20 protein-coding genes are annotated in these 22790 nt (G+C 39.3%); 12 read left to right on the plus strand and 8 right to left on the minus strand.

Annotated elements, in window-relative coordinates:
• Positions 1–281 precede the first annotated feature (281 nt).
• The gene (locus AWN68_RS07770) at positions 282–1211 is read right to left on the minus strand and encodes a phytanoyl-CoA dioxygenase family protein (RefSeq protein ID WP_068413681.1); all 930 of its coding nucleotides are present in this window, start codon (positions 1209–1211) and stop codon (positions 282–284) included.
• A gap of 80 nt (positions 1212–1291) precedes the next feature.
• Here AWN68_RS07770 and AWN68_RS18975 point away from each other — a divergent pair, with 80 nt between their 5' ends.
• A complete protein-coding gene (locus AWN68_RS18975) occupies positions 1292–1444 on the plus strand; it encodes a hypothetical protein (RefSeq protein WP_157716127.1) in 153 nt (50 codons plus the stop codon).
• A 147-nt stretch (positions 1445–1591) separates the two neighbouring features.
• On the opposite strand, the gene AWN68_RS07775 is transcribed toward AWN68_RS18975, so the two are convergent.
• Complete coding sequence (locus AWN68_RS07775) at positions 1592–2470, minus strand: hypothetical protein (RefSeq protein WP_068413683.1); 879 nt, start codon at positions 2468–2470, stop codon at positions 1592–1594.
• A gap of 180 nt (positions 2471–2650) precedes the next feature.
• Between AWN68_RS07775 and AWN68_RS07780 the strand changes: the two genes are divergently transcribed.
• The 7 genes from AWN68_RS07780 to AWN68_RS07810 all read left to right on the plus strand — a co-directional run bounded on the left by AWN68_RS07780 (position 2651) and on the right by AWN68_RS07810 (position 11895).
• A complete protein-coding gene (locus tag AWN68_RS07780; RefSeq protein ID WP_068413686.1) occupies positions 2651–3328 on the plus strand; it encodes a response regulator transcription factor in 678 nt (225 codons plus the stop codon).
• On the plus strand, positions 3325–4596 hold the full coding sequence (locus tag AWN68_RS07785; protein WP_068413688.1) for a sensor histidine kinase: 1272 nt from the start codon (positions 3325–3327) through the stop codon (positions 4594–4596). Before AWN68_RS07780 ends, AWN68_RS07785 begins: the two co-directional genes overlap by 4 nt.
• 61 nt (positions 4597–4657) lie before the next feature.
• On the plus strand, positions 4658–5140 hold the full coding sequence (locus AWN68_RS07790; protein ID WP_068413691.1) for a PepSY-like domain-containing protein: 483 nt from the start codon (positions 4658–4660) through the stop codon (positions 5138–5140).
• A gap of 150 nt (positions 5141–5290) precedes the next feature.
• Positions 5291–7705, plus strand: coding sequence for an outer membrane beta-barrel protein (locus AWN68_RS07795; protein WP_068413693.1), 2415 nt, complete (start codon positions 5291–5293; stop codon positions 7703–7705).
• Positions 7706–7825: 120 nt separating this feature from the next.
• Positions 7826–8410, plus strand: a complete 585-nt coding sequence (locus AWN68_RS07800) for a superoxide dismutase family protein (protein WP_068413695.1) — start codon at positions 7826–7828, stop codon at positions 8408–8410.
• Between the two features lie 268 nt (positions 8411–8678).
• A complete protein-coding gene (locus AWN68_RS07805; protein ID WP_068413697.1) occupies positions 8679–11033 on the plus strand; it encodes a TonB-dependent receptor in 2355 nt (784 codons plus the stop codon).
• 16 nt (positions 11034–11049) lie between these two features.
• Entirely contained in the window at positions 11050–11895 is an 846-nt protein-coding gene (locus tag AWN68_RS07810; RefSeq protein ID WP_068413699.1) for a DUF4249 domain-containing protein, read from the plus strand.
• Between the two features lie 142 nt (positions 11896–12037).
• On the opposite strand, the gene AWN68_RS07815 is transcribed toward AWN68_RS07810, so the two are convergent.
• From AWN68_RS07815 to AWN68_RS07840, 6 genes are all read right to left on the minus strand, one after another.
• Positions 12038–12559: a YdeI/OmpD-associated family protein gene (locus AWN68_RS07815; RefSeq protein ID WP_068413702.1), complete on the minus strand. Its 522-nt coding sequence runs from the start codon at positions 12557–12559 to the stop codon at positions 12038–12040.
• An 18-nt stretch (positions 12560–12577) separates the two neighbouring features.
• Positions 12578–13372 carry a glutaminyl-peptide cyclotransferase gene (locus tag AWN68_RS07820; RefSeq protein WP_068413705.1) on the minus strand — a complete coding sequence of 265 codons (795 nt, stop codon included), beginning with the start codon at positions 13370–13372 and terminating at the stop codon, positions 12578–12580.
• Positions 13373–13476: 104 nt separating this feature from the next.
• Positions 13477–14082, minus strand: a complete 606-nt coding sequence (locus AWN68_RS07825; RefSeq protein ID WP_068413707.1) for a TlpA family protein disulfide reductase — start codon at positions 14080–14082, stop codon at positions 13477–13479.
• A 146-nt stretch (positions 14083–14228) separates the two neighbouring features.
• On the minus strand, positions 14229–14588 hold the full coding sequence (locus AWN68_RS07830) for a DUF4180 domain-containing protein (RefSeq protein ID WP_068413709.1): 360 nt from the start codon (positions 14586–14588) through the stop codon (positions 14229–14231).
• A 24-nt stretch (positions 14589–14612) separates the two neighbouring features.
• Positions 14613–15107, minus strand: a complete 495-nt coding sequence (locus tag AWN68_RS07835; protein WP_068413711.1) for an SRPBCC family protein — start codon at positions 15105–15107, stop codon at positions 14613–14615.
• A gap of 78 nt (positions 15108–15185) precedes the next feature.
• Positions 15186–15779, minus strand: coding sequence for a TetR family transcriptional regulator (locus AWN68_RS07840; RefSeq protein ID WP_068413713.1), 594 nt, complete (start codon positions 15777–15779; stop codon positions 15186–15188).
• 147 nt (positions 15780–15926) lie between these two features.
• Between AWN68_RS07840 and AWN68_RS07845 the strand changes: the two genes are divergently transcribed.
• The 4 genes from AWN68_RS07845 to AWN68_RS07860 all read left to right on the plus strand — a co-directional run bounded on the left by AWN68_RS07845 (position 15927) and on the right by AWN68_RS07860 (position 22782).
• Positions 15927–19199, plus strand: coding sequence for a SusC/RagA family TonB-linked outer membrane protein (locus AWN68_RS07845; RefSeq protein WP_068413716.1), 3273 nt, complete (start codon positions 15927–15929; stop codon positions 19197–19199).
• A 26-nt stretch (positions 19200–19225) separates the two neighbouring features.
• Positions 19226–21013 (plus strand): RagB/SusD family nutrient uptake outer membrane protein, encoded by a 1788-nt coding sequence (locus AWN68_RS07850; protein ID WP_068413724.1) that lies wholly within the window; start codon positions 19226–19228, stop codon positions 21011–21013.
• A 139-nt stretch (positions 21014–21152) separates the two neighbouring features.
• Positions 21153–22376, plus strand: coding sequence for an alkaline phosphatase family protein (locus AWN68_RS07855; RefSeq protein ID WP_068413727.1), 1224 nt, complete (start codon positions 21153–21155; stop codon positions 22374–22376).
• Between the two features lie 115 nt (positions 22377–22491).
• Complete coding sequence (locus AWN68_RS07860) at positions 22492–22782, plus strand: CBU_0592 family membrane protein (RefSeq protein ID WP_068413730.1); 291 nt, start codon at positions 22492–22494, stop codon at positions 22780–22782.
• The last annotated feature ends 8 nt before the right edge of the window (positions 22783–22790 follow it).

Raw genomic sequence — 22790 nt, forward strand, 5'->3', positions numbered from 1 at the left:
AGCACATAGCAATAAGTGTTTTAGAAGATTTTCTAAAACAGCCCATGGTGTGAAGTAATTGGAAAAAAAGTACTGGTGAGGAAAATAGTGGGCAGAGGCTTTTGAAATGTACTTTGATAAGGTTAAGTGTGGAAGCATAACTATCGACCGTACTTAAGCTATGGCGTTAAACCTTAACTATTTCAAGAAAATGCGCAATGCTCATTATCATAAATTTAACAATAATATACCATAGACTAAATAGTGGATTAGGCTATGTTGCATTTAACCAATTGTCAGAATTAATCACCTAAGATATCGAGAACCCTTAAATCTTCATCGTTTAAATAACTAAAAGTATTACTCCGAATTTGGTTTCTTTGAACTTGTTGAGAGGGATGGGCCTTATGGACATAATAACTTTGAACTATAGCCCTCGGATTTCCAGTGATATTTGTTGTTCCACCATGCCAAATATGTGAATTCAAAAAAAGCACATCTCCTGCTTTGGCTGTAATTTGAATCTCTTTAGGATGTGTTGATTTAAGGTACTGCATACCTTCGGAAGGAATCTTCGCCCATTTATGTGAACCTGGGATAAGTCTTGTTGGACCATTGGATTCATCCATATCATCCAATAACCAAAGAGCATTACATGCATAAGATTCATCAGACCCTACAGCCCATGGCCAATCTACATGCATATCCTGTGGATTGTTGTTTCGTTTAGGCGACCGAATGTTAAGAGATGAGAGTTTAAATTCTTCACCCACAACATTTTTTACGGCTTCTAAGATTAATGGATGTCGATAAAAAATTGAAAAAACTTCCCCCTTGTTTACAAGGTCACAAATTCTTTGATCCTTTGAATCAAATTGCTCGCGGATTGCAATAAGCATTTGTCTGATTTCTATTTTCCAGGAATTTTGTCCATTATAGTAAGCAGACTTTGACTGAATGGAGATTCGGGTTAAGGGTAAAAATGAACAAATGAATTTGAGGATTGTGTAAAACAAATCAAAACCCCATAATCTAAAATTTGAATTCTGTTTGATCAGATCTTCCCTAATCTTAGAGTAACCATATTCACCTACCCTAGGCCCCTCATGGCGCCTTATTTCAATCAATCGATGCTTTAATTCCCGTATTTTTTCAGAATCAAGAAGACCTTTAATTATTAAATACCCATTGATTTCAAGAAACTCCCGCTGTTGAGGTGATAGGCTATCCATATATGTGGCATTTAACTGGGACAAAACTAATTCTAAAAAATGGTATGAAAAATGACCTAAACTACTTTTTTTAAACTCCTATGCAAAGCCCTTTTTTAGAAGAAATTCTGTCTTCGTTGGTGTTGTCACCAACAAACGGTCATGGGGCAACCGAAACGCTATTCAAACAACTCCATTTCGTATTTAAAGAATTTGAATTCGCTGTTGTCATCCTCATAGAATACGGTAGATGAATAATGATACTGGACAAAATCGTCAGCTATCATCTTCTTTTCCTTCACAGGATTTTCATGGGAAGAATAAATTCAAAGGTGGCTCGTTGGTGAGAACACCAATAAGAACAAAAAAGTACTGGTGAAGAAAATTAGGAGGCAGACCGACTAATGCTTATCCAACTCTCCATTGAGCCATGCCCATAACCTACGCAATCCTTTTTTAGGGGCTTGCTTTTTAACGGGCGCTTTGACGGCTTTTTTAGTTTGCTCAGAGGCTTGAGCAGCTTCTGGTTTGGTCTTCTTTTTCTTAGATGCTGTTGCTTTTAATTTGGCCTGTACACTTTCTTTATAGTGCCTTTCTTTCAACGCCTTGATGCGTTTTTCTTCAGCTAATCTCTTTTGCTTAGCTTCTCGTTCCGCTTTTCTTCTTTCCAACTCAAGTGCAGTAGGTCTTGTGCGTTGATTTTCTCTTTTGCGGTCGTGGGTAGGATTGCTTCTGTTTTGAGTAGCCTTCCGAGTTTGTGGCTTTTCAGTAGTTTCTTCTGCCTCTTCTGGTTTGGCTTTTTCCTTCACCTTAGGTTCAGGCAAGTCAATTTTACCCAAAACTTTCAAACCTTCCAATTGTAGCTTGGGTGCTTTAATCAGTTCAACATCCTTGTGCTTTTCTTGCGCTTCTTTTTCTAAGCTATACACCTTAGGCACCTCTTTTACTTCTTCTAACTTAACTGTTTTGGGCACTTCTTTTGGTGCTTCTTCAACAGCTTCTGGCGTAATGATTTTTGCTGTGGGTGTCTCAACTTCTTCAGCAACTTCTAAAGGTTCTTCAACGGGCTCAACTACTTTAACTGCTTCTTTTTTGGGCGCTACTACTTTGGCTTCAATAGGCGCTTCAGGCACAGGAACGATAGAAAGAATAAGGCTTTCCTGTTCTTCGGTCAGTTTAAAATTAGGGTCGTTTTCAATCTCATGCCCATTTTTGGATAAAATACCGATTAACTGCTTGGGCTGAACTTGGAGTTTACGGGCTAATTGTCTGAGGCGCATTGTATTGATTTGAGCTTGCAAATATAGTAAAGTGCCTTGCGGTAATGCAAAAATTATAGGAGTAGTTCCGTTTAGACTTTAAATGGGCAATGATGAAAACCAAAATATCTACAGAATCTCGTCTTAGATTTGCCGAAATTGTAAGACTTATTGATATAAACCTGCTCAGACTACATTGTTATGAAAATACTTTTGGTTGAAGATGAAACCATGCTGGCTGATAACATTCAGCACTACCTTTTACAGGAAGGTAATGTGTGTGAAATTGCTTCGGACTTTACGCAGGCCTCTGAGAAAATTGAGTTGTATGAGTATGATTGTGTAGTGGTAGATATCACACTTCCAGATGGCAGCGGACTGGATGTTATTCGATTGCTCAAACAGGCCAATTTATCTTCTGGCGTGGTGATTATTTCAGCCAAAGATTCATTGGAAGATAAATTAGAGGGGCTACAAATTGGAGCAGACGATTACCTTACTAAACCTTTTCACCTCCCCGAATTAAATGCGAGAATTAAGTCAGTATTGCGCAGAAGGAATTTTGAAGGGAAGAATGAAATTCAGTTTCAAGACATTAACATCGATACAGACAGTCAGGTAGTTACTGTGAATCTTCAGCCTGTTACCCTTACCAAAAAAGAGTATCAACTGTTGCTTTACTTTATTACCAATGCGAAAAGGGTGATTTCAAAAAATGCCTTGGCCGAACATCTATGGGGTGATTTTATGGACATGGCTGATTCCTACGATTTCATTTATTCGCAAATCAAAAACCTGAAGAAAAAACTGAACGAACACAGTGATCATAAATACATTCATGCGGTATATGGTATGGGCTATAAATTTGTAAAACAGTGAAATTACTCGTTAAATCTGGGAGGTACTTTATCGGCTCGGCCTTAGTGGTTTTTTTGGTTGGCGGCATCGTTTTCTACTTTGCTTTCGAGCGAATTATAGAGCATGAAGTGTCAGAGCTGCTACTGCATGAATCTGATCAGTGGATCCAACAGTTAGAAATGGCTGAAGAACCGATATTGCCACCCAAGAGCAATGAATTAGAAATTGAGCTTACAGCATCTTACTCGCCAGCGCTGGTTTATACTGACACATTGTTTTATAACAGCCTAGAAGAAGAAACCATGCCCTTTAAGCAGCTTACTCGTTACGCTATTATCAATGGACAAAACTATAAGCTTACCGTCAGAAAATCGCTGATCGAAAAGGAGGATATCCTGTTTATGGTGACGCTGAGTTTATCTGTTCTTTTTGTGTTTATTCTGTTGGGTTTGTTTTGGGTAAATCGTTTTGTGTCGAAGAAACTATGGAGTAGTTTTTATCAAAACCTCAAGCTGTTTCAAGGTTACGATTTAAATCAATCAAAGCAGTTTAAGCCAATTGAATCTGACATTGAAGAGTTTAATGCCCTGAACGAAACCTTGATGAAGGTAACTGATAAAATAGCTGCTGATTATATCAGTTTAAAGGAGTTTACCGAAAATGCTGCCCACGAAACTCAAAATCCAATTGCCATTATTAAAAGCAATTTGGACATTCTGGCGGAAGATGAAACGATCAAAGTGGATGGGCAGCAGCGCCTCGAAAAAATGAGCAGTGCACTTCAACGGGTTTCTCTAATCAATAAAAATCTATTGCTGCTTTCTAAGTTGGAAAACCATCAATTTTCTGGAATGGAGCGGATGGATATGAAAGCGGTAATAAACTCGGTTTTAGAGGACTTTAAAGACTTTTCTGATGCTATGGCAGTGAAGGTGGAGATATTGGTTTCTGAGGCCAGCTGCTATTATATCATCAATAAGAGCATTGTCGATATCCTTTTGCAAAACTTGATTGGCAACGCCATTAAGCACAATATTCAAAATGGGTTTTTACGCATAGAACTCATTGGCGACATATTGACGATCACCAATTCAGGTCTACCCTTGACCGTACCTGCTGAAAGTCTTTTTGAGCGGTTTAAAAAAGGAAAGTCCACAAGTAACTCCATTGGTTTGGGCTTGGCCATAGTGAAAACAGCTTGCGATAACCAAGGGCTTCAAATCCAGTATCAAAGTAAAAATGATGAACATCAGATTACAGTTGATTTTTCTGCCCTAGAAAAAGGCTAATCGTTTCAATCTTCCAGTTTTTCTACAGAATCGTGTAGTTACTTCAAGAAAAAAACTGAATATGAAAATGAAACAAACAATGATCGTTATGGCCTTGCTATTGGCCAATTTAGCATGTGCCCAAGTGGAAGCACCAAAGGCAGTACAAGATGCCTTTAAAGCCAAATTCACCAATGCCAAATCGGTAGAGTGGGAAATGGAAGAAGAAGGCGAGTACGAAGCCAATTTTAAAATGAATAAGGCGGAAATGTCGGCCAATTTCAAAACTGATGGTACTTGGTTGGAAACTGAAACTGAAATCAAGGATAAAGAGTTACCTGCAGCAGTAAAAGCTACTTTAAAGGCCAAATACGAAGGTTATGAAGTAGAAGAGACCACTAAAATTGAAAAGCCAAATGGTGTGGTTCAGTATGAAGCTGAGATTGAGAAGGACGAAGAAACTTTGGAGGTAATCTTTGATGCCAATGGTACGGTGATCAGCTCAAAAGTGGTGAATGAAGATGATGAAGATGATGAAGAGGGTGAGGAAGGAGACGAAGGTTAACTCTTTAGCTTCATTTTATTCTCTTAAAATAGAGAGGTATATAAGTTAAAATGTCGGCCAAACCTTTAATATATTTTGCTTTCATTTTTGTTGTATGTCTCTCTATCTTCAAAAATTATTTATCTAAAACTCAATATTTACTTCCCTCACATGAAACAGCTGATTGCTATTGCTTTTCTATTAATACCACTCTTTACTATTGCACAAAACACGGCCACCGTTTTTGGTCGCGTGTACGATAAAGATACTTCCGAACCAATCCCCTTTGTTACGGTTGCCATTAAAACTGAGAAGGATAGTGTTTTGGTGACGGGTGCATTGACCGATGATAATGGTCAGTTTACAATTGAAGGCGTTAAAATTGGTAATTACACCGTGAACTTCTCCTTTCTTGGATATACCTCAAAAAGCATTGAGCTTGTAGTGAATGGTAAAAACAGCTTTTTTGATTTAGGGAAAATTACATTAGAACCAAGTCTCACCAACCTAGAATCAGTCACTGTAGCAGGCGAAAGAGAGGCATTAGCTGCCGATTTATCAAAAAAGGTATTTACGCTAGATGATAACCTCACGCAAGTGGGCGGTTCGGTTTTAGATGCGATGAAGAACTTGCCGGGGGTAACTATAGACCAAGAAGGAAAAATACTTTTACGCGGAAGTGACAAGGTTGCCGTGCTGATTGATGGAAAACAAACTGGATTGACGGGCTATGGTAATCAGAAGGGCTTAGCAACTATTCCCATGTCGAATATTGAGAGGATTGAGATCATTAATAACCCATCCGCGAAATATGATGCCACTGGAATGGCTGGAATCCTGAATATTATTTATAAAAAGGAAAGTGAAAAAGGCTGGAATGGCGATGTGGGCTTGGCTTTGGGTATAGGTGCACTCGGAAAAAGAAGAGCAGATTTGCCTACTGACTGGCCAAGTTTTGATAACAATAAGAAAATCACCCCTAGTTTGAGCTTAAATAGAAGGTCTGATAAATCGAATTTCTATTTTCAATCTGAAGTGCTTTCACAAAAGAAACTACCTAATAATGAATTCACTACTCGTTACTACGATAATGGAGATGTGGTTGCTTCTCAAGTTCCGGAAAACAGAAGGCAAACGCAGTATGTTTTTAAAACAGGAATAGACCTTTTTCTAGACGAAAGCAATACACTCAGCATTACTACCATTTTCGATAGAGAACACCATACCGACACGGCCCAAGTACCTTATATAGATCAGCAGATTGAAAGACGCCAGCGATACTGGTCATGGCGCGAAGAAGAAATCACAGGTCATTTTAATGTGTCAGCCGATTTTAAACATAAATTCAGCGAGCCAGGGCGAGAACTAAAGGCCAGTATTCAATATACACGCGGCGGGGAAGATGAAGAGTACTTCTTAAACGATAGCTCTGACATTAGAATTTCAACAGACAGAACCCATCTGATTGCTATTGAGCATACCATCCCGATTACTTTGGATTATGTTAAACCTTTAAGACAAGGAAGGTTTGAAACGGGAGGGAAACTCCAGGTCAGAAGGCTTCCGATTACCTATGATGTTAGCCCAGGCAATCAGTCCGTGATCTACGAAGGCTTGGGTGATCAATCGGATTGGGGTGAAAATCTGTATGCGGGTTATTTCAATTATGTATATGAGCAAAAGAAATTCGATATCGAAGCGGGGCTTCGTGCAGAATATGTGGATGTGTTCTATGATCTAGACCCAGCCAATATTTATTACGATCAGAATGATGCCTATAACTACTTCGAGCTTTACCCAAATGTACGCTTTAGTTTAAGGCTTAATGAGAACAACATTCTTTCTGTGTTTTATAACAGAAGGGTAGACAGGCCGGGAGAACCTGAACTTAGAGTGTTTGCTAAGTATGATGACCCTGAATTGTTGAAAGTGGGAAATCCTTATTTACGTCCACAATTTACCCAAACTGTTGAAACGGCTTTTAATCACGATTGGAGTTCGGGTTCTGTTTTTATGTCGGTGTATTATCGCCAAATCAACGATCCGTTTATGCGTGTGTATTCGGTGGATAATTCTAACCCCGATTACAATATCGTGAATAAAATCTATCAGAATGTAGGCAGTGGTTCAAACCTTGGTGTTGAGATTTTGCTCTCTCAAACCCTAACCGATTGGTGGAAAGCTTCTGGAAGTTTTAATTGGTATGTCAATACCGTAGATGCTTATTCTGGAACGATTTTATTCCCTTATGTACGTACATTTAATATTGAAAATACGGATGACATTACTTGGGATACTAAAATCAACAATCAGTTTACAATATCGAAAAATACAGAATTACAGCTCAGCTATTTGTACTTCGCCCCAAAGAACATTCCTCAAGGTCGTCAGTTTGAAAGATCGTCATTAGACTTAGGCGCAAAGCGAGTGGTACTGGCTGGAAAAGGAGAATTTACTGTTTCGTTTTCAGATATTTTCAATCGTTTTGGTTTGAAGCAAGAGTTTAGGGAAGACAACTTTAGAGCACTTTATGAAAATTACTATGAGACCCAAGTGGTAAGAGTGGGTTTTAAATATAAATTCTAGTTTTACCACTGATGTATAAATCAGCATAAAGGACCATTTTCAAGAACTTAATTAAAACAGTTCTCATTGTAGTTGTGTTATATAATTTCAACCTTTGAACTTGAATTAAACGAAACCGATATGATGAAAAAACAGATCAATGGAATGCTTCTAATTTGTGCAGTTGCAGCCATGACTTTTGGCTGTTCTCAGGGTAAAGAAAAGTCTGAGGAAAAGTCAGATTCAGCTACTGAAGTGGCGGCTGAACCGATGAAGAGCGTTAGTGTAGATTTATTAAGTAAAAGCGATAGCAACCTGAAAGGGACGGTTGTATTTAAAGAATTATCCAATGGGAATATCAAGTTGGATGTAAGTCTAATGAACATAGAGCCAGGTAATCACGCAGTGCATATTCACGCCATTGGCGATTGCTCTGCTGCAGATGGTGCTTCAGCTGGAGGCCACTGGAACCCAATGGGCGTAGATCACGGCAATAGAGCTGAAGGCGGAGACTTTCACAAAGGTGATATTGGTAACCTAACGGTTGGTGAAGATGGAAGTGGAACACTTTCTATGGAAGTGGAAGGTTGGACAATTGGAGGGGATGATAACTCAAACATCTTGAACAAAGCGGTAATTGTACATGCTGGGATAGATGATTTTACTTCTCAACCGTCAGGTGCTGCGGGTCCAAGAATTGGATGCGGTGTGATTGCAATGAATTAAAAATAAAATAATTATAATTTGAAAGAGCTTAGATTTTGTCTAAGCTCTTTTTTTATGCCTTATGCATTGATTTAACCTAAATTATCGACCCGAACACGAATTTAATTGAGGGTAATTGCAACCTTCCTTCTGTTATTACGACTTACACATAGGATTATTTTTTAATGGCGTCTAAGTGTATTGATCATTTGAATCGTCATTAAGGTGGTTAGTCTATTTTAGGTCTAATTTTTTAAAACAAACAACAGGTCAAAACTCTAATTTAATTATGCGCAAATTTTTACTTACGACATGTGTCGTATTGTGTACTGTACTCGCATCGGCTCAAGAAAAGGTCACCTTGAACGGTTATGTACGAGACGCCTCCAATGGAGAAGAACTATTGGGGGTCACGGTTTTAGTAGTCGAAATTGGGAATGGAGTCATTTCCAATAATTACGGCTTCTATTCTATTACACTTGCACCGGGGAATTATACGGTCAAGTACAGTTTTATTGGTTATAAAACCATTGAACAGAAGATCACGCTGGATAAGGACATTGAATTGAACATTGCCCTTCCAGAAGAATTTACTGAATTGGAAGAGGTGGTAGTTACGGGCGAAAGTCCAATCGCGAATGTGTCTAGCATTCAAATGAGTAGGAATGATTTGGACATCAAGCAGGTGAAGAAACTTCCAGCACTTTTCGGTGAGCCTGATATTATTAAAACCATTCAGATGCTTCCTGGGGTGATTTCCGCAGGAGAAGGTACTTCCAGTTTCTTTGTTCGAGGAGGAAGTGCAGATCAGAATTTGATTTTGATTGATGAGGCACCCGTATATGATCCTTCACATTTGTTTGGTCTATTTTCGGTATTCAATGCTGATATCATCAAAGATTCAGAACTCTATAAGGGGGGGATTCCATCCCGTTTTGGTGGAAGGCTTTCTTCCATTCTGGATGTAAGAACCCGAGATGGAAATAATAAGGAGTTTGAAGGGGAAGCTGGAATTGGCCTTTTGGCCAGTAGTCTTTCAGTGGAAGGGCCCATCAAGAAAGATGAAAGCTCCTATTTACTTTCCGTACGCAGGTCATATGTCGATTTGTTTTTAAGGGCCGCCAACAATGATAACTTAGTTTACTTTTATGATATCAACGCCAAGGTGAATTGGAGAGCGAACAATAAGAACCGCTTCTTTTTGTCGGTATATTCAGGACGAGATGATTTTAGTTTTGGTGAAGATTTTGGTTTCGACTGGGGGAACAAGACTGCCACGTTTCGTTGGAATCACCTGTTTAGTGACAAGCTGTTCTCAAACACTTCACTGATTGCTTCAAGCTTTGATTACGGTTTGGGTATCGAAGATCCAGTACAAGGGATTCGTTGGGATTCTAACCTACAGGAATACAGTTTCAAAAATGACTTCAATTACTTTGCAAGCCCACAATTCGAATTGGATTTTGGGTATCACGTAACTTATAAGCGTTTTGCACCGGGCAAGATTACACCATCTAGTGATGAGTCTATTTTTAAAGCAACTGAATTACAGCATGAATATGCTTTAGACCATGCATTTTACCTTGGTGCACAACATGAAGTGTCCAAAAAACTCACCATGACCTATGGGGCTAGGCTGTCTGTTTTTCAGAGTGTAGGTAAGGGCGATGTGTATTTGTATGAAAACCCAAAGGATAATATTGATCCAGTAAGAACGGATACGCTTTCCTTCAAAAGTTTTGAGCCCATCAAAACCTATGTGAATATTGAGCCACGTTTCTCTATGCGTTATATGCTGACTGAATCGAGTTCAATGAAAATGAGCTATAACCGAATGGTTCAGAACACCCATTTGATTTCTAGCGGAACCGTTCCTTTACCTTTCAATACGTGGGCACCAAGTAGTTATTATTTGAAACCTCAGGTTGCCGATCAGGTGGCCATAGGCTACTTCAAAAACCTAAATGATAATATGTATGAGTTTTCTGCGGAGGCTTATTACAAGAAGATGGATAACGTGACCGATTTTGCGGATAACGCTCAGGTTTTTTTTAATACTGATTTGAGTACCGAGTACCGCCAAGGCGATGGAGAGGCTTATGGTTTGGAACTCTTTTTACAGAAAAAAGAGGGAGCACTTACTGGTTTTATTGCTTACACTTTATCAAAAACAGAACGGACAATTGATGGCGTAAACGTGGGCAAAACCTTTTTAGCCAACTACGACAGACGACATAGTTTAAACATGCTAGCCACTTATGATTACAGCGATAAATGGTCATTTGGTGGAGGCTTTACCTATGGAACTGGAAGGCCGACTACCATTCCTTCTGGCACTTACGAGTGGGGTGACGGATATTCTGCCGATGTAATTACCGAAAGAAATGGATACAATTTACCTGCCTTCCATAGGCTTGATTTGAGTGCCACTTTAACACCAAAATCTAACGCACATAAGAAGTGGAAGACCTCTTGGGTATTCTCTTTATATAATGCTTATAGTCGTAAGAATCCATTTTCGTTGTACACTCGTGTGAAACAAGATGATGATGGGAATACCATTGGTGATGGGAATGAGAAGGAGGCTAGAATGATCTATCTGTTCCCGATTCTACCTTCAGTTACTTATAATATCAAATTTTAATCGAGTCCATTTTAAGATGAAAAATCTATATAAATATATTCTGTTTTCCTTCACTGTCTTCTTCGTTTCTTGTGAAGAAACCATCAATATCGACACTATTACATCTGAAACCAGGGTGGTGATTGATGGGGTATTAACGAATAATTCTGAGCTCAATTTTATCAAGCTAAGCTATACAAGAGGATTCTATTCGATAGACCCAAACCCGGCCATTACTGATGCAGTAGTTACGGTTACAGACGATGCTAATAATGAAGTTGTATATGTGCACAATCCAAGTAATGACCCTTCTAAGAAAGGCTATTACTTTCCTCAAACGCCATATGCAGGCAGTATTTGGACGACTTATCGCCTAAAAGTGACAGTAGACGGTGTTGATTATACTGCTACAGAAACCATGTTGCCCGTAACAGAGATCGATTCACTGACCGTTATTATTGATGAAGAGGAAATGGAAGATCCTGACGAAGAGGGTGAGTTTTATGAGGTATTGTTTTATGCGAAAGAACCTCAGGATAGGGAGGATCATTACCTTTTTAAATTCTATAAGAATGGTTTAACGCTCAGGGATTTTGAGGGAGATATATACTTTTCGGACGATGATTTTTTGGGTGAATCCATTAGTGGTGTTCCCACAGCTGGTTATTATAAATTAGGTCAATATGCCAAGGTGGAAATGTATAGCATTAGCCGTGAGGCATTCATTTTCTATAATGATTTGTCTAATCTGTTGAATAGTGACGGGGGAATGTTTTCTCCGCCACCTGCGAACCCCCGAACCAATCTATCTAATGGAGCATTCGGTTACTTTCAAGTCAGTGCGGTAGATGTGATGGAAATAGAAGTGAAAGAACCGAATTAAGAAATATTCAGTATCAAGCAATATGTCAAATGGGACTACCTGTCAGAGGAGTCCCATTTTTTTGTTTAATACGATTAGGTGAAGGACTAAATCGATTCAATAAACTTAACAGGCAAATGGAATCTCCTTTTCAATATGGAGGCTAAAGCATTTTTCCACGCTGATTGAATTCTTTGATTTTCACATTCAAGGCTTTGAAATCTAATTTCCCATTGGTTTCAGTAAGGTGATCTAGAATGGCCAAGCCTTTATTCAATTGGCTGTCGATACTTTTTACTTTTCCAACAATGTAAATGAGGTTACGCTGCTTGCCGGGGGTAAGGGTATGGAACAGCTCGGATCCGACTTCATCTTGATCTAGTAAAACCTTAAATGACTCGGGCATTGGCATACCATATTCTGAATCGTCCTTTTCTAAAGTTACTTCAACTTTATCGCCCTCACTTATATTGAGTTCGGCTCTCGCTTTCTGGTTAATCAGAATGTAGCTTCCTTCATCCACCGGCATTAAAGCTGTATTGATGGTAGCTTTGTTATTGATCAGGCATTTTACTCGCCTGTTATTGCCATCCGTAAATTTCGCGGTTATTTCTGGGCTAACAGGCAAATGGTAGCTCCAATGGCCATAATGAAGTTGTTCTAAGGTGGTGGTAAAGGTGACCAATGATCGAGAGTTAATAGCTTATTTTTCAGGACTGCCTGTAAGTTTCAATACATAAATCAGTGGCCAAAGCTTGCCAGTCACCAATAATGACTTGGTCGATTCATGCCAAGCAATTCCGTTTAAAACGTCTGCATCAGGGTTCAGCAATCGGGTGCGGTAGGTTAAATCTGACAAGTCTAAGAAACCTTGGACTTCACCCGTCTTTGCATCAATTTTGGCAATTTGGTCTTTTTGGTAAATGTTTGCCCAAATAAAGCCATTCACATACTCAAGTTCGTTTAGGCTGCTTACTGCTACTCCTTTATAAGTAACATTCAGCTTACTGACTGCTGTAAGGCTGGCGGTGTCCAGAAACGAAAGCGAGTTCGATCCATCAGACATAATCAGGTTTTTACCATCGTGGGTCAATCCCCAGCCTTCGTTATTGTATTTGAATTCTCTTAGTAGCTCAAAGGTTTCTAAATCGTAAACAAAGCCCACTTTTTCTTGCCAAGTGAGTTGATAGATTTTGTTATTCAGAATTGTAATTCCTTCTCCAAAGTATTTGTCGTCAAGTATTACTTTTTTGTCTGGCTTTCCGGTCGAAGGGTCTACAATTCCAATCCAAGAAGCTTCTTGGCCTGTACTTTCAAATATTCTCCCTTTATGTACGAGCAGGCCCTGCGTGTAGGCAGAAGAATCGTGGGGCATTGTTTGCTCCACTTTGTAGCTGATTAGCTCAGGGTTGGCCAATGAATACTTGTCTTTTTTAGAAGGAGTGCAAGAAATAGCGGCTAGGCTAAAGGTTAAGATAGAAAGGTGTATAAGCTTCATGGCTAATGTCAAAGTTTATTCAGAAATAAGAGGCAACCTAATATAGTTGAACCGAATTTAATTCAGTTTTGCCGCTTTGGCTCATAAACTTAAGGAACATCACCTTATTTCTCAGCCAGCTTAAGCAAATATTTCTTGAAACGTTTAGTGTCGTAATTGGCCATTCCAGTTTTGCTTACCACGATCTTGCCTTCAGGTGAAACCACAAAGGTAGATGGAACTACTCCAGTTTCGAAAACATCGGGTAGAGGAGTAGCTAATTTGTATACGGGGAAATCGAAGCCTTTTCGCTTGATCCATGCACGGGTGGTGCGCATTTCCTCATCGTGAGAAATCATCAAGAACACGATGTCATCTTTGTTTTCAATCTTGTTGTATAGCGAATTGATATTGGGCATTTCAGCCACACAAGGAGGGCACCAGGTCGCCCAAATGTTGATGAAAATGGTTTTTCCTTTTAAATCACGAACGTCTATTTTATTACCTTCTTCATTCACCAGACGGAAATTGTAATCGGCATCCACAACCTCATCAGCATCTAAAGCAGAGGCATTGACAACACCAGTAATTAATACAGCCTGTTGAACTTTGCCAAAAACTTCAGCTTGAGAACCCGTTAGATAAATGACCAAAAAAGCCACAACAACAACTGATAGCTCAATGATATCACGTTTGGTAACGCCTTTCTTTTTCTTACTCTTTTCCTCCATTGCTGAATTCTTTGTGCCTCAAGTTATAAAAACGGTCGGTGTTTCTTGTTAACAAACATGAAGAGAATGGACTTATTGGAAAAAAGGTTCAGATACGTTTTATGAAATGATAACCTCTATGACAAGTAATGTAAAGGTCATCTTTATCAATGAGAGAACTTCTTTATGGCTTCTTCTAGTGATTCAGCGAAGTTGATCTGCCTTAATTTATTACTTTCAAAAATGAAATTTTGAAGGCTCTTACTTTGATGGACTTCAAAATTTCCGATAATGGCCAGCTTAACCCTGTAGTTGGAGAATTTTTGAAGAATTTCGCCAGCAATCCCCGTTTTAAGATCGAAGAAATCAGAGGTGATATTGTCTTTGTGAAGAATTACATGATCAAAACCTTGATAGTATAAATTACCAAGAAGGTCTAAACCATCTTCTTTATCATTAATAACAAAACCTTCGGAGGTTACTTCTGCTATTTGAAACTCTCCGACTTCATGAATGTTAATATCCATTATTAGCAGTTTTATTCTGATGAGTTAGTTGTTGAGCATTCCTTTAAGCGATTCGTTTTTGTTTCTTAAGTCCAATCCACCCTCATATACAGATTTTAGGTTGACGAGAAAGAAGGCCCAACCCGATGCACAGCCCAATCTTATTCCTTGTTTTGAGTTATCATCCGTGGGTATATTCTTTTGAGTAAGCTCAACCATTACGGTATCGTCAACCTGTGTGAGTTTAATGTCTACCAAGCATTCACCTGCAAAGGTAAATTGTAAAAAATCGCTGCCGTTGGCCTGGGTAATTCTCCCTTTTTCCACATCATCAAATAGAAACCACTGCCATTTGTAAGAACCGCCTTGACTTACGTGCTGGTTGGGCGTTAAGGCTTCTCCGTTTGAATTATAGAAAGTAGCCTCGCTCAAAAACCATTTTTCTATTTTCTCCGAAACCGTCCAAGCATCATATAATTCTGATAGACTTGATTGTACAGCAATTTTCTGTGTGAACGACTCCCAGTTAAAATTTTTCATGATTGTGTTTTTTGTTCCTTAAAGTGAATTTGACTAAAAGTTTCGGAACAAACAATAAATGGGAGAATACGCTTGGTACTAGACTTTTAATTTGAGAATGTCATAAGCATGGTGTTTATACTGCTGCATGATTTCATCTTTTTTGACTGCATTTTTCTCCATACATAGGTAATAGTATGCTCCTTCTAAAATCGTGTAGATCAGATTGGCCGTTCTTTTTGGGTCTTCCAACTCAATAGAACCTTCTTCTATGCATTCCACCAAATGTGACTCTAACCAAGCCCGTAGAGAGTCATGTAAGTCTTTGTATTTAGAACGAATCACGTTGTTTCTAAAAATCAGGCTGTAGCAACTATAATAGACATCGTCACTAATTAGCGCATTCCATTTTCTTGAGAAGAGGTTGTTGAGTACTTCTCTTAAATGGTCAATTGCAGAACCGTCTTTTCGTGTGGTATAGATTTTCTGATAACGGCTCAAAATGTAATCAATCAAGGCAAGCACGAGTTCGTCTTTGTTCTTAAAGTTATGCAAGATTAAGCTAGGGTTAACATTCATGGCTTCCGCAATCTTGGCAATAGAGGCATTGTGTAGCCCTTCTGCCTTAGCTGTTTTGTAGAAGGCTTTGACTATTTCTTGCCTCCTGAGGTCTTTTATGCTCTTTCTTCCCATTAATTTTTCCAGTGATTCTGCAAGCCAAATATGGGGAAAATAGATTGAACAACTATTCAATTAAAAGTAAATCGCGGTTAATGATGAGGTAACATGCCGAGCCTACATTTGGGAGTCTAATATCTGCTAAAAACTAAAACGTAACTTATGAAAGGATTAACATCCATTTTTTCAACCCAGCATCGGCAGCTCCGCAGAACATGCCTAATGTTGATGTGCTTATGTGTGTCTGTGCTTGGCTTTGCCCAAGATTTAAATGTAAAGGGTCTGATTTCAGATGTTGAAGGTCAGCCAATTTTTGGGGTGACTGTTTTTGAAAAAGGAACCACCAATGGAATGATCACAGGTGCTGATGGAGAGTATTCCATCAAAGTGAAAAGCCAAGAATCGGTAATCGTATTTTCGTTCGTTGGTTTTCTTTCTCAAGAGGTAACTGTAAACAATCAGTCGACTATTAACATTACGTTGGAAGAAGATATCAAAGAACTTCAGGAGTTTGTGGTAGTGGGTTATGGTGTAGAAAAGAAAGTAAATCTTTCTGGTGCCGTAGATCAAGTTGATGCTCAGCAATTGGCAAAACGACCAATCAGCAGTGTAACCGAAGGACTTCAAGGGGTCATTCCTAACCTAAATATTGATAGTAATTCTGGTGCTCCGGGCGCTACACCTAATATTAACATTAGAGGTATTACTTCAATCAATGGAGGAAGCCCACTTATTTTAATTGACGGAGTTCCTTCAGATGCAGTGGAATTGAACCGTATTGCGCCACAGGACATTGAAAGTATTTCAGTAATTAAGGATGCTTCTTCAGCGGCCATTTATGGTGCAAGAGCAGCTTTTGGTGTGGTAATCATCACTACAAAAAATGGTTCGGACAAAATGAAGATCAGCTACTCTGGTTACACTTCAATGAACCAAGCCACAGTATTGCCAGACAAAATCACTGACCCTTATATCTACTCAAGATTGTTAGAAACGTCAACTGACAACACGCCTTGGGACAATATTAACTTCAGTGATCAGTATTATGCTTGGGCCAGAGATCGTTCAAACGATTCTTCATTGCCAGGGGTAAGAATGAATCCTACCAACGAAGCTGCTTGGGAGTACATGGGGGGGGAAGATTGGTCGCGTCATTTTATGAAGGATCAGACTACTTCAAGCAACCACCAGCTTTCTATCAGTGGAGGTGACGATCGTACTAGTTATTTGCTTTCAGGTTCATACAGTCATCAAGATGGAGTTTTGGCCATTGCCGATGATTACTTTGATAGATACACTGTGAGAAGTAAGGTTTCATACAAAGCCAACGATTGGTTAACCCTCAGTAACAACACTTATTTAACCACTACGGAAAGAAAGGAACCTTCTTACTTCGATATTACCTCTATCTACAATATTGCACCAACCTCATGGGATGTTAACCCTGATGGAAGTTGGGCGAACTCTGAAGCTGGAGTAATTTCTGCTCAATTAACAGATGGTGGAGAGGATATCACTGAATTTACAAGTGTTCAGTCTCAGTTTGGAGTACAAGCCGAATTGTTGAAAGATGTTTTGACTTTTAATACTGACTTCACTTTCAGAAGGGGAAGACAAGATAGAAACTGGTTCCAAACAAAGTACAATATTGGTTTTGGCCCAAGTGACATTAGAGAACAAGGCAATAATTCAGCCTACAGATCAAGTACTGTTGAGAATTATTATGTGTTGAATAGCTACTTAAGCTATAGGCAACAATTTGGAGATCACGCCTTGAGCGGAACTTTAGGTTTCAACCAAGAACACAACCGTTGGAACTCCTTTAGCGCACAACGTAACAACGTTATTTCTGCTTCACTCCCTACAATAGCCTTAGCTACTGGAGATCAGTTTGTGGATGAAAATGTTTCTGAATGGGCTGTAAGAGGTGTTTTCTACAGACTTAATTACATCTATAACGACAAGTATATTGTTGAATTCAACGGTCGATATGATGGTGCTTCTAAGTTTCCTTCAAATAACCGTTACGGATTTTTCCCTTCTGCTTCAGTGGCTTGGAGAGTAGACGAAGAAAACTTTATGGCTGGAATGAGAGACTGGGTAAGCCAGTTTAAACTGAGAGGCTCGATTGGGTCTTTGGGTAACCAAGCCATTGGTCCATATGAATACATTTCAACAATGGATGCTTACCAAGGAAACTACCTGATTGATGGAAAGCTTCCTTTAGAAATTTCTTCACCTCAATTGGTGTCAAATAACTTTTCTTGGGAAGAAGTAGTGACTAGAAACTTTGGTGTTGACATGGGATTCCTTGAAAACAAAGTAACTGCATCGTTCGATATCTACAGAAGAGATACCAAAGGCATGTTGACTTTGGGTAGAGAGTTGCCAGACGTATTGGGTGCTACTGAACCAAAAGAAAACGCAGCCGATTTAAAAACTAACGGTTGGGAATTCTCTTTTGGTTACCAAAACGAAGTAAGCCTATCAGGCAAGCCATTGAACTTCAAAGCGGGCTTCAACTTATCTGACAGCCGTTCTTTCATTACTAAGTTCGATAACCCAACTGGTAGCATTACTCAATTCTATGAAGGAATGGAGTTAGGCCAAATTTGGGGCCTCCAAAACGATGGTTTTTTCAGGTCTGTGGAAGAAATTGATGCTTTAGATCAGAATGCCATTGTGCCTTGGGGAGCCATTTCAATTGTTGAAGGATGGCCAAAGTACAAAGACCTCAACGGTGACAATAAGATCACTAAAGGCTATACTTTGGATGATACAAAAGATTTGTCAATCATCGGTAATCAATCACCAAGGTACCGCTATGGGATGAACCTCTCTGCGGATTGGAATGGTTTTGACATTAGCGTTCTTTTTCAAGGAGTAGGAAAGAGAGATTACTATCCTTTAGATTACTTGTATTGGGGTTTTTATCAGCAGCCTTATGCTGGTGGATATGCTCACTTGAACGATTTCTACAGAGCCGAATCAGAAACTGGTGCCGATAGAGACAGACATTCGCAGTCATATATAGATGCAGGTTTGGCCGATCAAAATTTGGATGCCAAATACCCTCACTTACAGTCTTGGTTAGCCGATAGAAACTTAGGTGAAAGAATTGACCAAGCGCAAGGTTTGGCCATTCCGCAAACTGATTACTTGTTAAGTGCAGCTTACTTAAGACTCAAGAACTTAACCATCGGTTATACTTTGCCAGTAAAATTAATGTCTAGAACTGGTCTTTCAAATGTTAGAGTTTATGCCAGTGGCGAAAACCTTTTCGAATGGTCAGCATTGAAAGACTACTTCGATCCAGAAGCAGTAAACAATGCCATTCAGTATAACCCTGCCGTGAGCGGTGGAAGAGGAGTAGGTAAAGGTTACACTTACCCGTTCCAAAGACGATATGTATTGGGTATCAACATCACTTTGTAATCATCTGATTTTTAAACGAATTCAAAATGAAAAATTTTAAAATACTGATTGCACTCTTCTTAATTTGTTCAGTTGCAGCTTGTGACGACAAATTCTTAGATGTAGTGCCAGAAACTTCGATTGGCGTAGAGAACTTCTTTAACACAGAAGAAGACCTTAATATTTACGTCAACAGCCTTTACAATTTCCCAGGTTCGGGAATTTATTATGCCGATGGAGGAACAGATAATGCTGCCATTACGGGTAATACTGAAATGAAAACCATGATGGTAAGCTCTCCATCTTCTTCTACCGTTACTTCTGGCTGGAGCTGGGGTACTTTGAGATCAATCAACTTGTTTTTAGAGAACTTTGAAAAAGCGAACATCTCTCAAGAAAAACTAAATCACTTTGAAGGTTTGGGAAGATTCTTCAGAGCGCAGTTTTACTACGACAAAGTGAAAAGGTATTCAGATGTGCCTTATTATGATTTCGTTATCGAAACGGGTGATACTGAAGCCTTGAACAAGTCACGTGATTCTCGTGAAATGGTAGTGGATAAGGTGTTTGAAGACTACCAGTTTGCTATCGAGAATATTTTCGAGAACCAACCTGATGGCGCAGTAAACAGATGGGTAGCAAAGGCCTTTATGGCAAGAAACGCGCTACACGAAGGTACTTTTAGAAAGTATCATAGTGAATTGAATCTTGCTGCTTCGGCTGATAAATATTTGAAGTTGGCGAGAGATATCGCTAAAGACATCATGGACAATGGCCCTTTCAGTATCAAGAACACAGGCAATAGCGCTACGGACTACAGTAGCTTGTTCAATAGCACTGATTTAGAGTCAAATCCAGAAGTGATTTTAGGAGTATATAGCCTTGACCAAGTGAAAAATAGTAGTTGGTCAGAAACTGTGTTTGGTAATTATGAAACCAGTCCAGCAAAGGACTTATTGCAGTCTTACTTAATGGCAGATGGTTCTTATTATTCGAACCAAGCCAATTACGATGAATTCAACTTTGTTCAAGAATTCCAAAACAGAGACCCGAGATTGTCTCAAACTTATGCTTATCCAGGCTTTGTGCTGGTAAACTCAAGAACTTACAGCCAAGGTGCAGGAACGTATGTTCAGCAATTGGCAAAGAATTTCTCGGGCTATCATCAGCTGAAAGGGTTTGTGAATGTAACAGATCAGTCCACTATTAATAACTTGGACTTTCCTGTATTGAGATTTGCCGAAACACTTTTGATTTATGCTGAAGCCAAAGCTGAGTTGAATGAAATGAGCCAAGCTGTATTAAACGAGTCGATTAACCTATTGCGTAACAGAGCAGGTATGCCAAACTTGACAATGGCTGCTACAGTAGATCCAGTGTTGCAGGCAAAGTATCCAACAGTTTCAGATCCAGTTTTACTCGAAATCAGAAGAGAAAGAAGGGTTGAAATGGCATTGGAAGGGTATAGGTTCGATGACCTGATGCGTTGGAAAGCTGGTAAATTGTTAGAAGAAGAGCCAAAAGGTTTATACTTCAGTGGCTTAGGTAAGCACGACATCACTGGCGATGGAATTGAAGATGTTATTCTTTTAGATGCTTCAGCTTCAATCCCAGATACCAAAGAGCGAAATGCCTTAGATGTTCCTTTTGCTTATTACCGTGTAGGTAGCTTTGGTGAAAATGTGGGAGTGTTTTTGTCAGAAGGCAACAGCGGACATATTTTAACGGTCATTGAAAGAGGAACTTTTGACGATCCAAAGTTTTACTACCGTCCGGTGCCAGCTGCTCAAGTAGCGCTGAACCCTAGCTTAACACAGATTTTTGGATGGAATTAGATTAGGTTGCAAATATTGATATACCGGATGAGGCTTTTGGCCTCTTCTGGTATTTTCTCATTTTCAGCTTAAATTAAGGTTCGGTTCATTTATTTCTATAATATTCAAACACTCAATTAATCAGATAAAGATTCACATCATGTTGAAATCAATAAGTATACTTTTTTTAGCCATCGTTATGGCGGCCTGCGGTACTGCACCCGAAAAAAAGGTAATGATCATCTTAGTCGATGGTGTTCCTGCAGACGTGCTGGAAAGTGTAGATACGCCAATTTTGGATCAAATTGCTGCTCAAGGTGGCTATACTCGCGCTTATCAAGGTGGAGGAAAAGACGAATATACACAGACGCCTACTATTTCGGCCCCAGGTTATATGAATATGATTACGGGAGTTTGGGGCAACAAACACAATGTTTGGGGCAACAGTGTAAGAAATCCCAACTACAATTATTGGAGTATTTTTCGCACCGTTAAAACGGTTAACCCTGAAATGAGCACGGCTATTTTTTCAAGCTGGGAAGATAACAGAACCAAGTTGGTAGGAGAAGGAAAAGCAGATGCTGGTAACTTTATGTTCGATTACTCTTTTGATGGTTTTGAGTTAGATACAGTCGCTTTCCCACATACTTCCGACCGTAGTTTTATGTACAATATTGACGAAAACGTTTCGAAAGGAACGGCTGATTATGTGCTTTCTGATGCGCCTAATTTGTCGTGGGTGTATTTAGAATTTACGGACGACATGGGCCACATGTATGGCGATAGTCCGCAAATGATTGAAGCGGTAAAGGGGATGGATAACCAAGTGGGAAGAATTTGGGCGGCCATTCAGCAACGCGAAAAGGAATTCAATGAAGATTGGATGATTGTTATTACAACAGATCATGGTAGGAGCGAAGAGACAGGCAAAGGCCACGGTGGGCAATCGGAGAGAGAACGTGTTACTTGGATTGTTACAGATCAAAATAACTTGAATGAGAGGTTCGAAAATAACCCACCCGTAGTAGATGTTGCTGCTAGTGCTTTAAGGTTTTTGGAAATTGAAGTACCTACTCAAATTAAGGAAGAAATGGATGGCGTTCCGTTCATTGGCGATATTTCAATCATGAATGCCAAAGCGAAGACAGAAGGGGGCGAGCTCACCTTGACTTGGGATGTAGCCGACAAATCGGGTAGCGTAGAAATCTATCAGTCTTCTACAAACAACTTTGCTAAAGGGGGGAAGGATGACTATTCACTTTTAGGCAAGGCAGATGTGAAAGATGGTCAGTTTAAAACTGCTGTTACTTTTCCAACAGGCACCACCAAGCTTTTATTAAAAGCACCTCATAACTGGGTGAATGTTTGGGTGATTGTTGAATAAGCCGGAGTGCAGATTATCTAGAAATTAAGCTTTAAGGGTGAAACCGTTAAGTGCTTCCATAACCAAGCTTTTTTAGGGACTATTGCAATGGCTAACCCTAAATAGATCGCTTTATATGATTCCCAATACTATCATAAGTTACAGTGTTCAAACCTTAGGTTGGTTGGGCACTGTACTTTTTATTATCAGTTACGTTCAGCTCAATCGTGGTGTTTGGACACTTCGGGATACTAAGTTTCACGTTTATAATATTCTTGGTAGTGTGTTTTTAGTGATTGACACCGTTTATGACTTCTCTTATGCTGCGGCAGCGGCTAATTTTTTTTGGGGAATTGTGGCTTTCTATGGTTTGATCAAGTTCAGGAATCATGGAAAAACAAAGAGCGAAGAATTAACAGAAAAATAAAAGCCCAA

This window comes from Roseivirga echinicomitans, assembly GCF_001592935.1.
Classification (GTDB): domain Bacteria; phylum Bacteroidota; class Bacteroidia; order Cytophagales; family Cyclobacteriaceae; genus Roseivirga; species Roseivirga echinicomitans.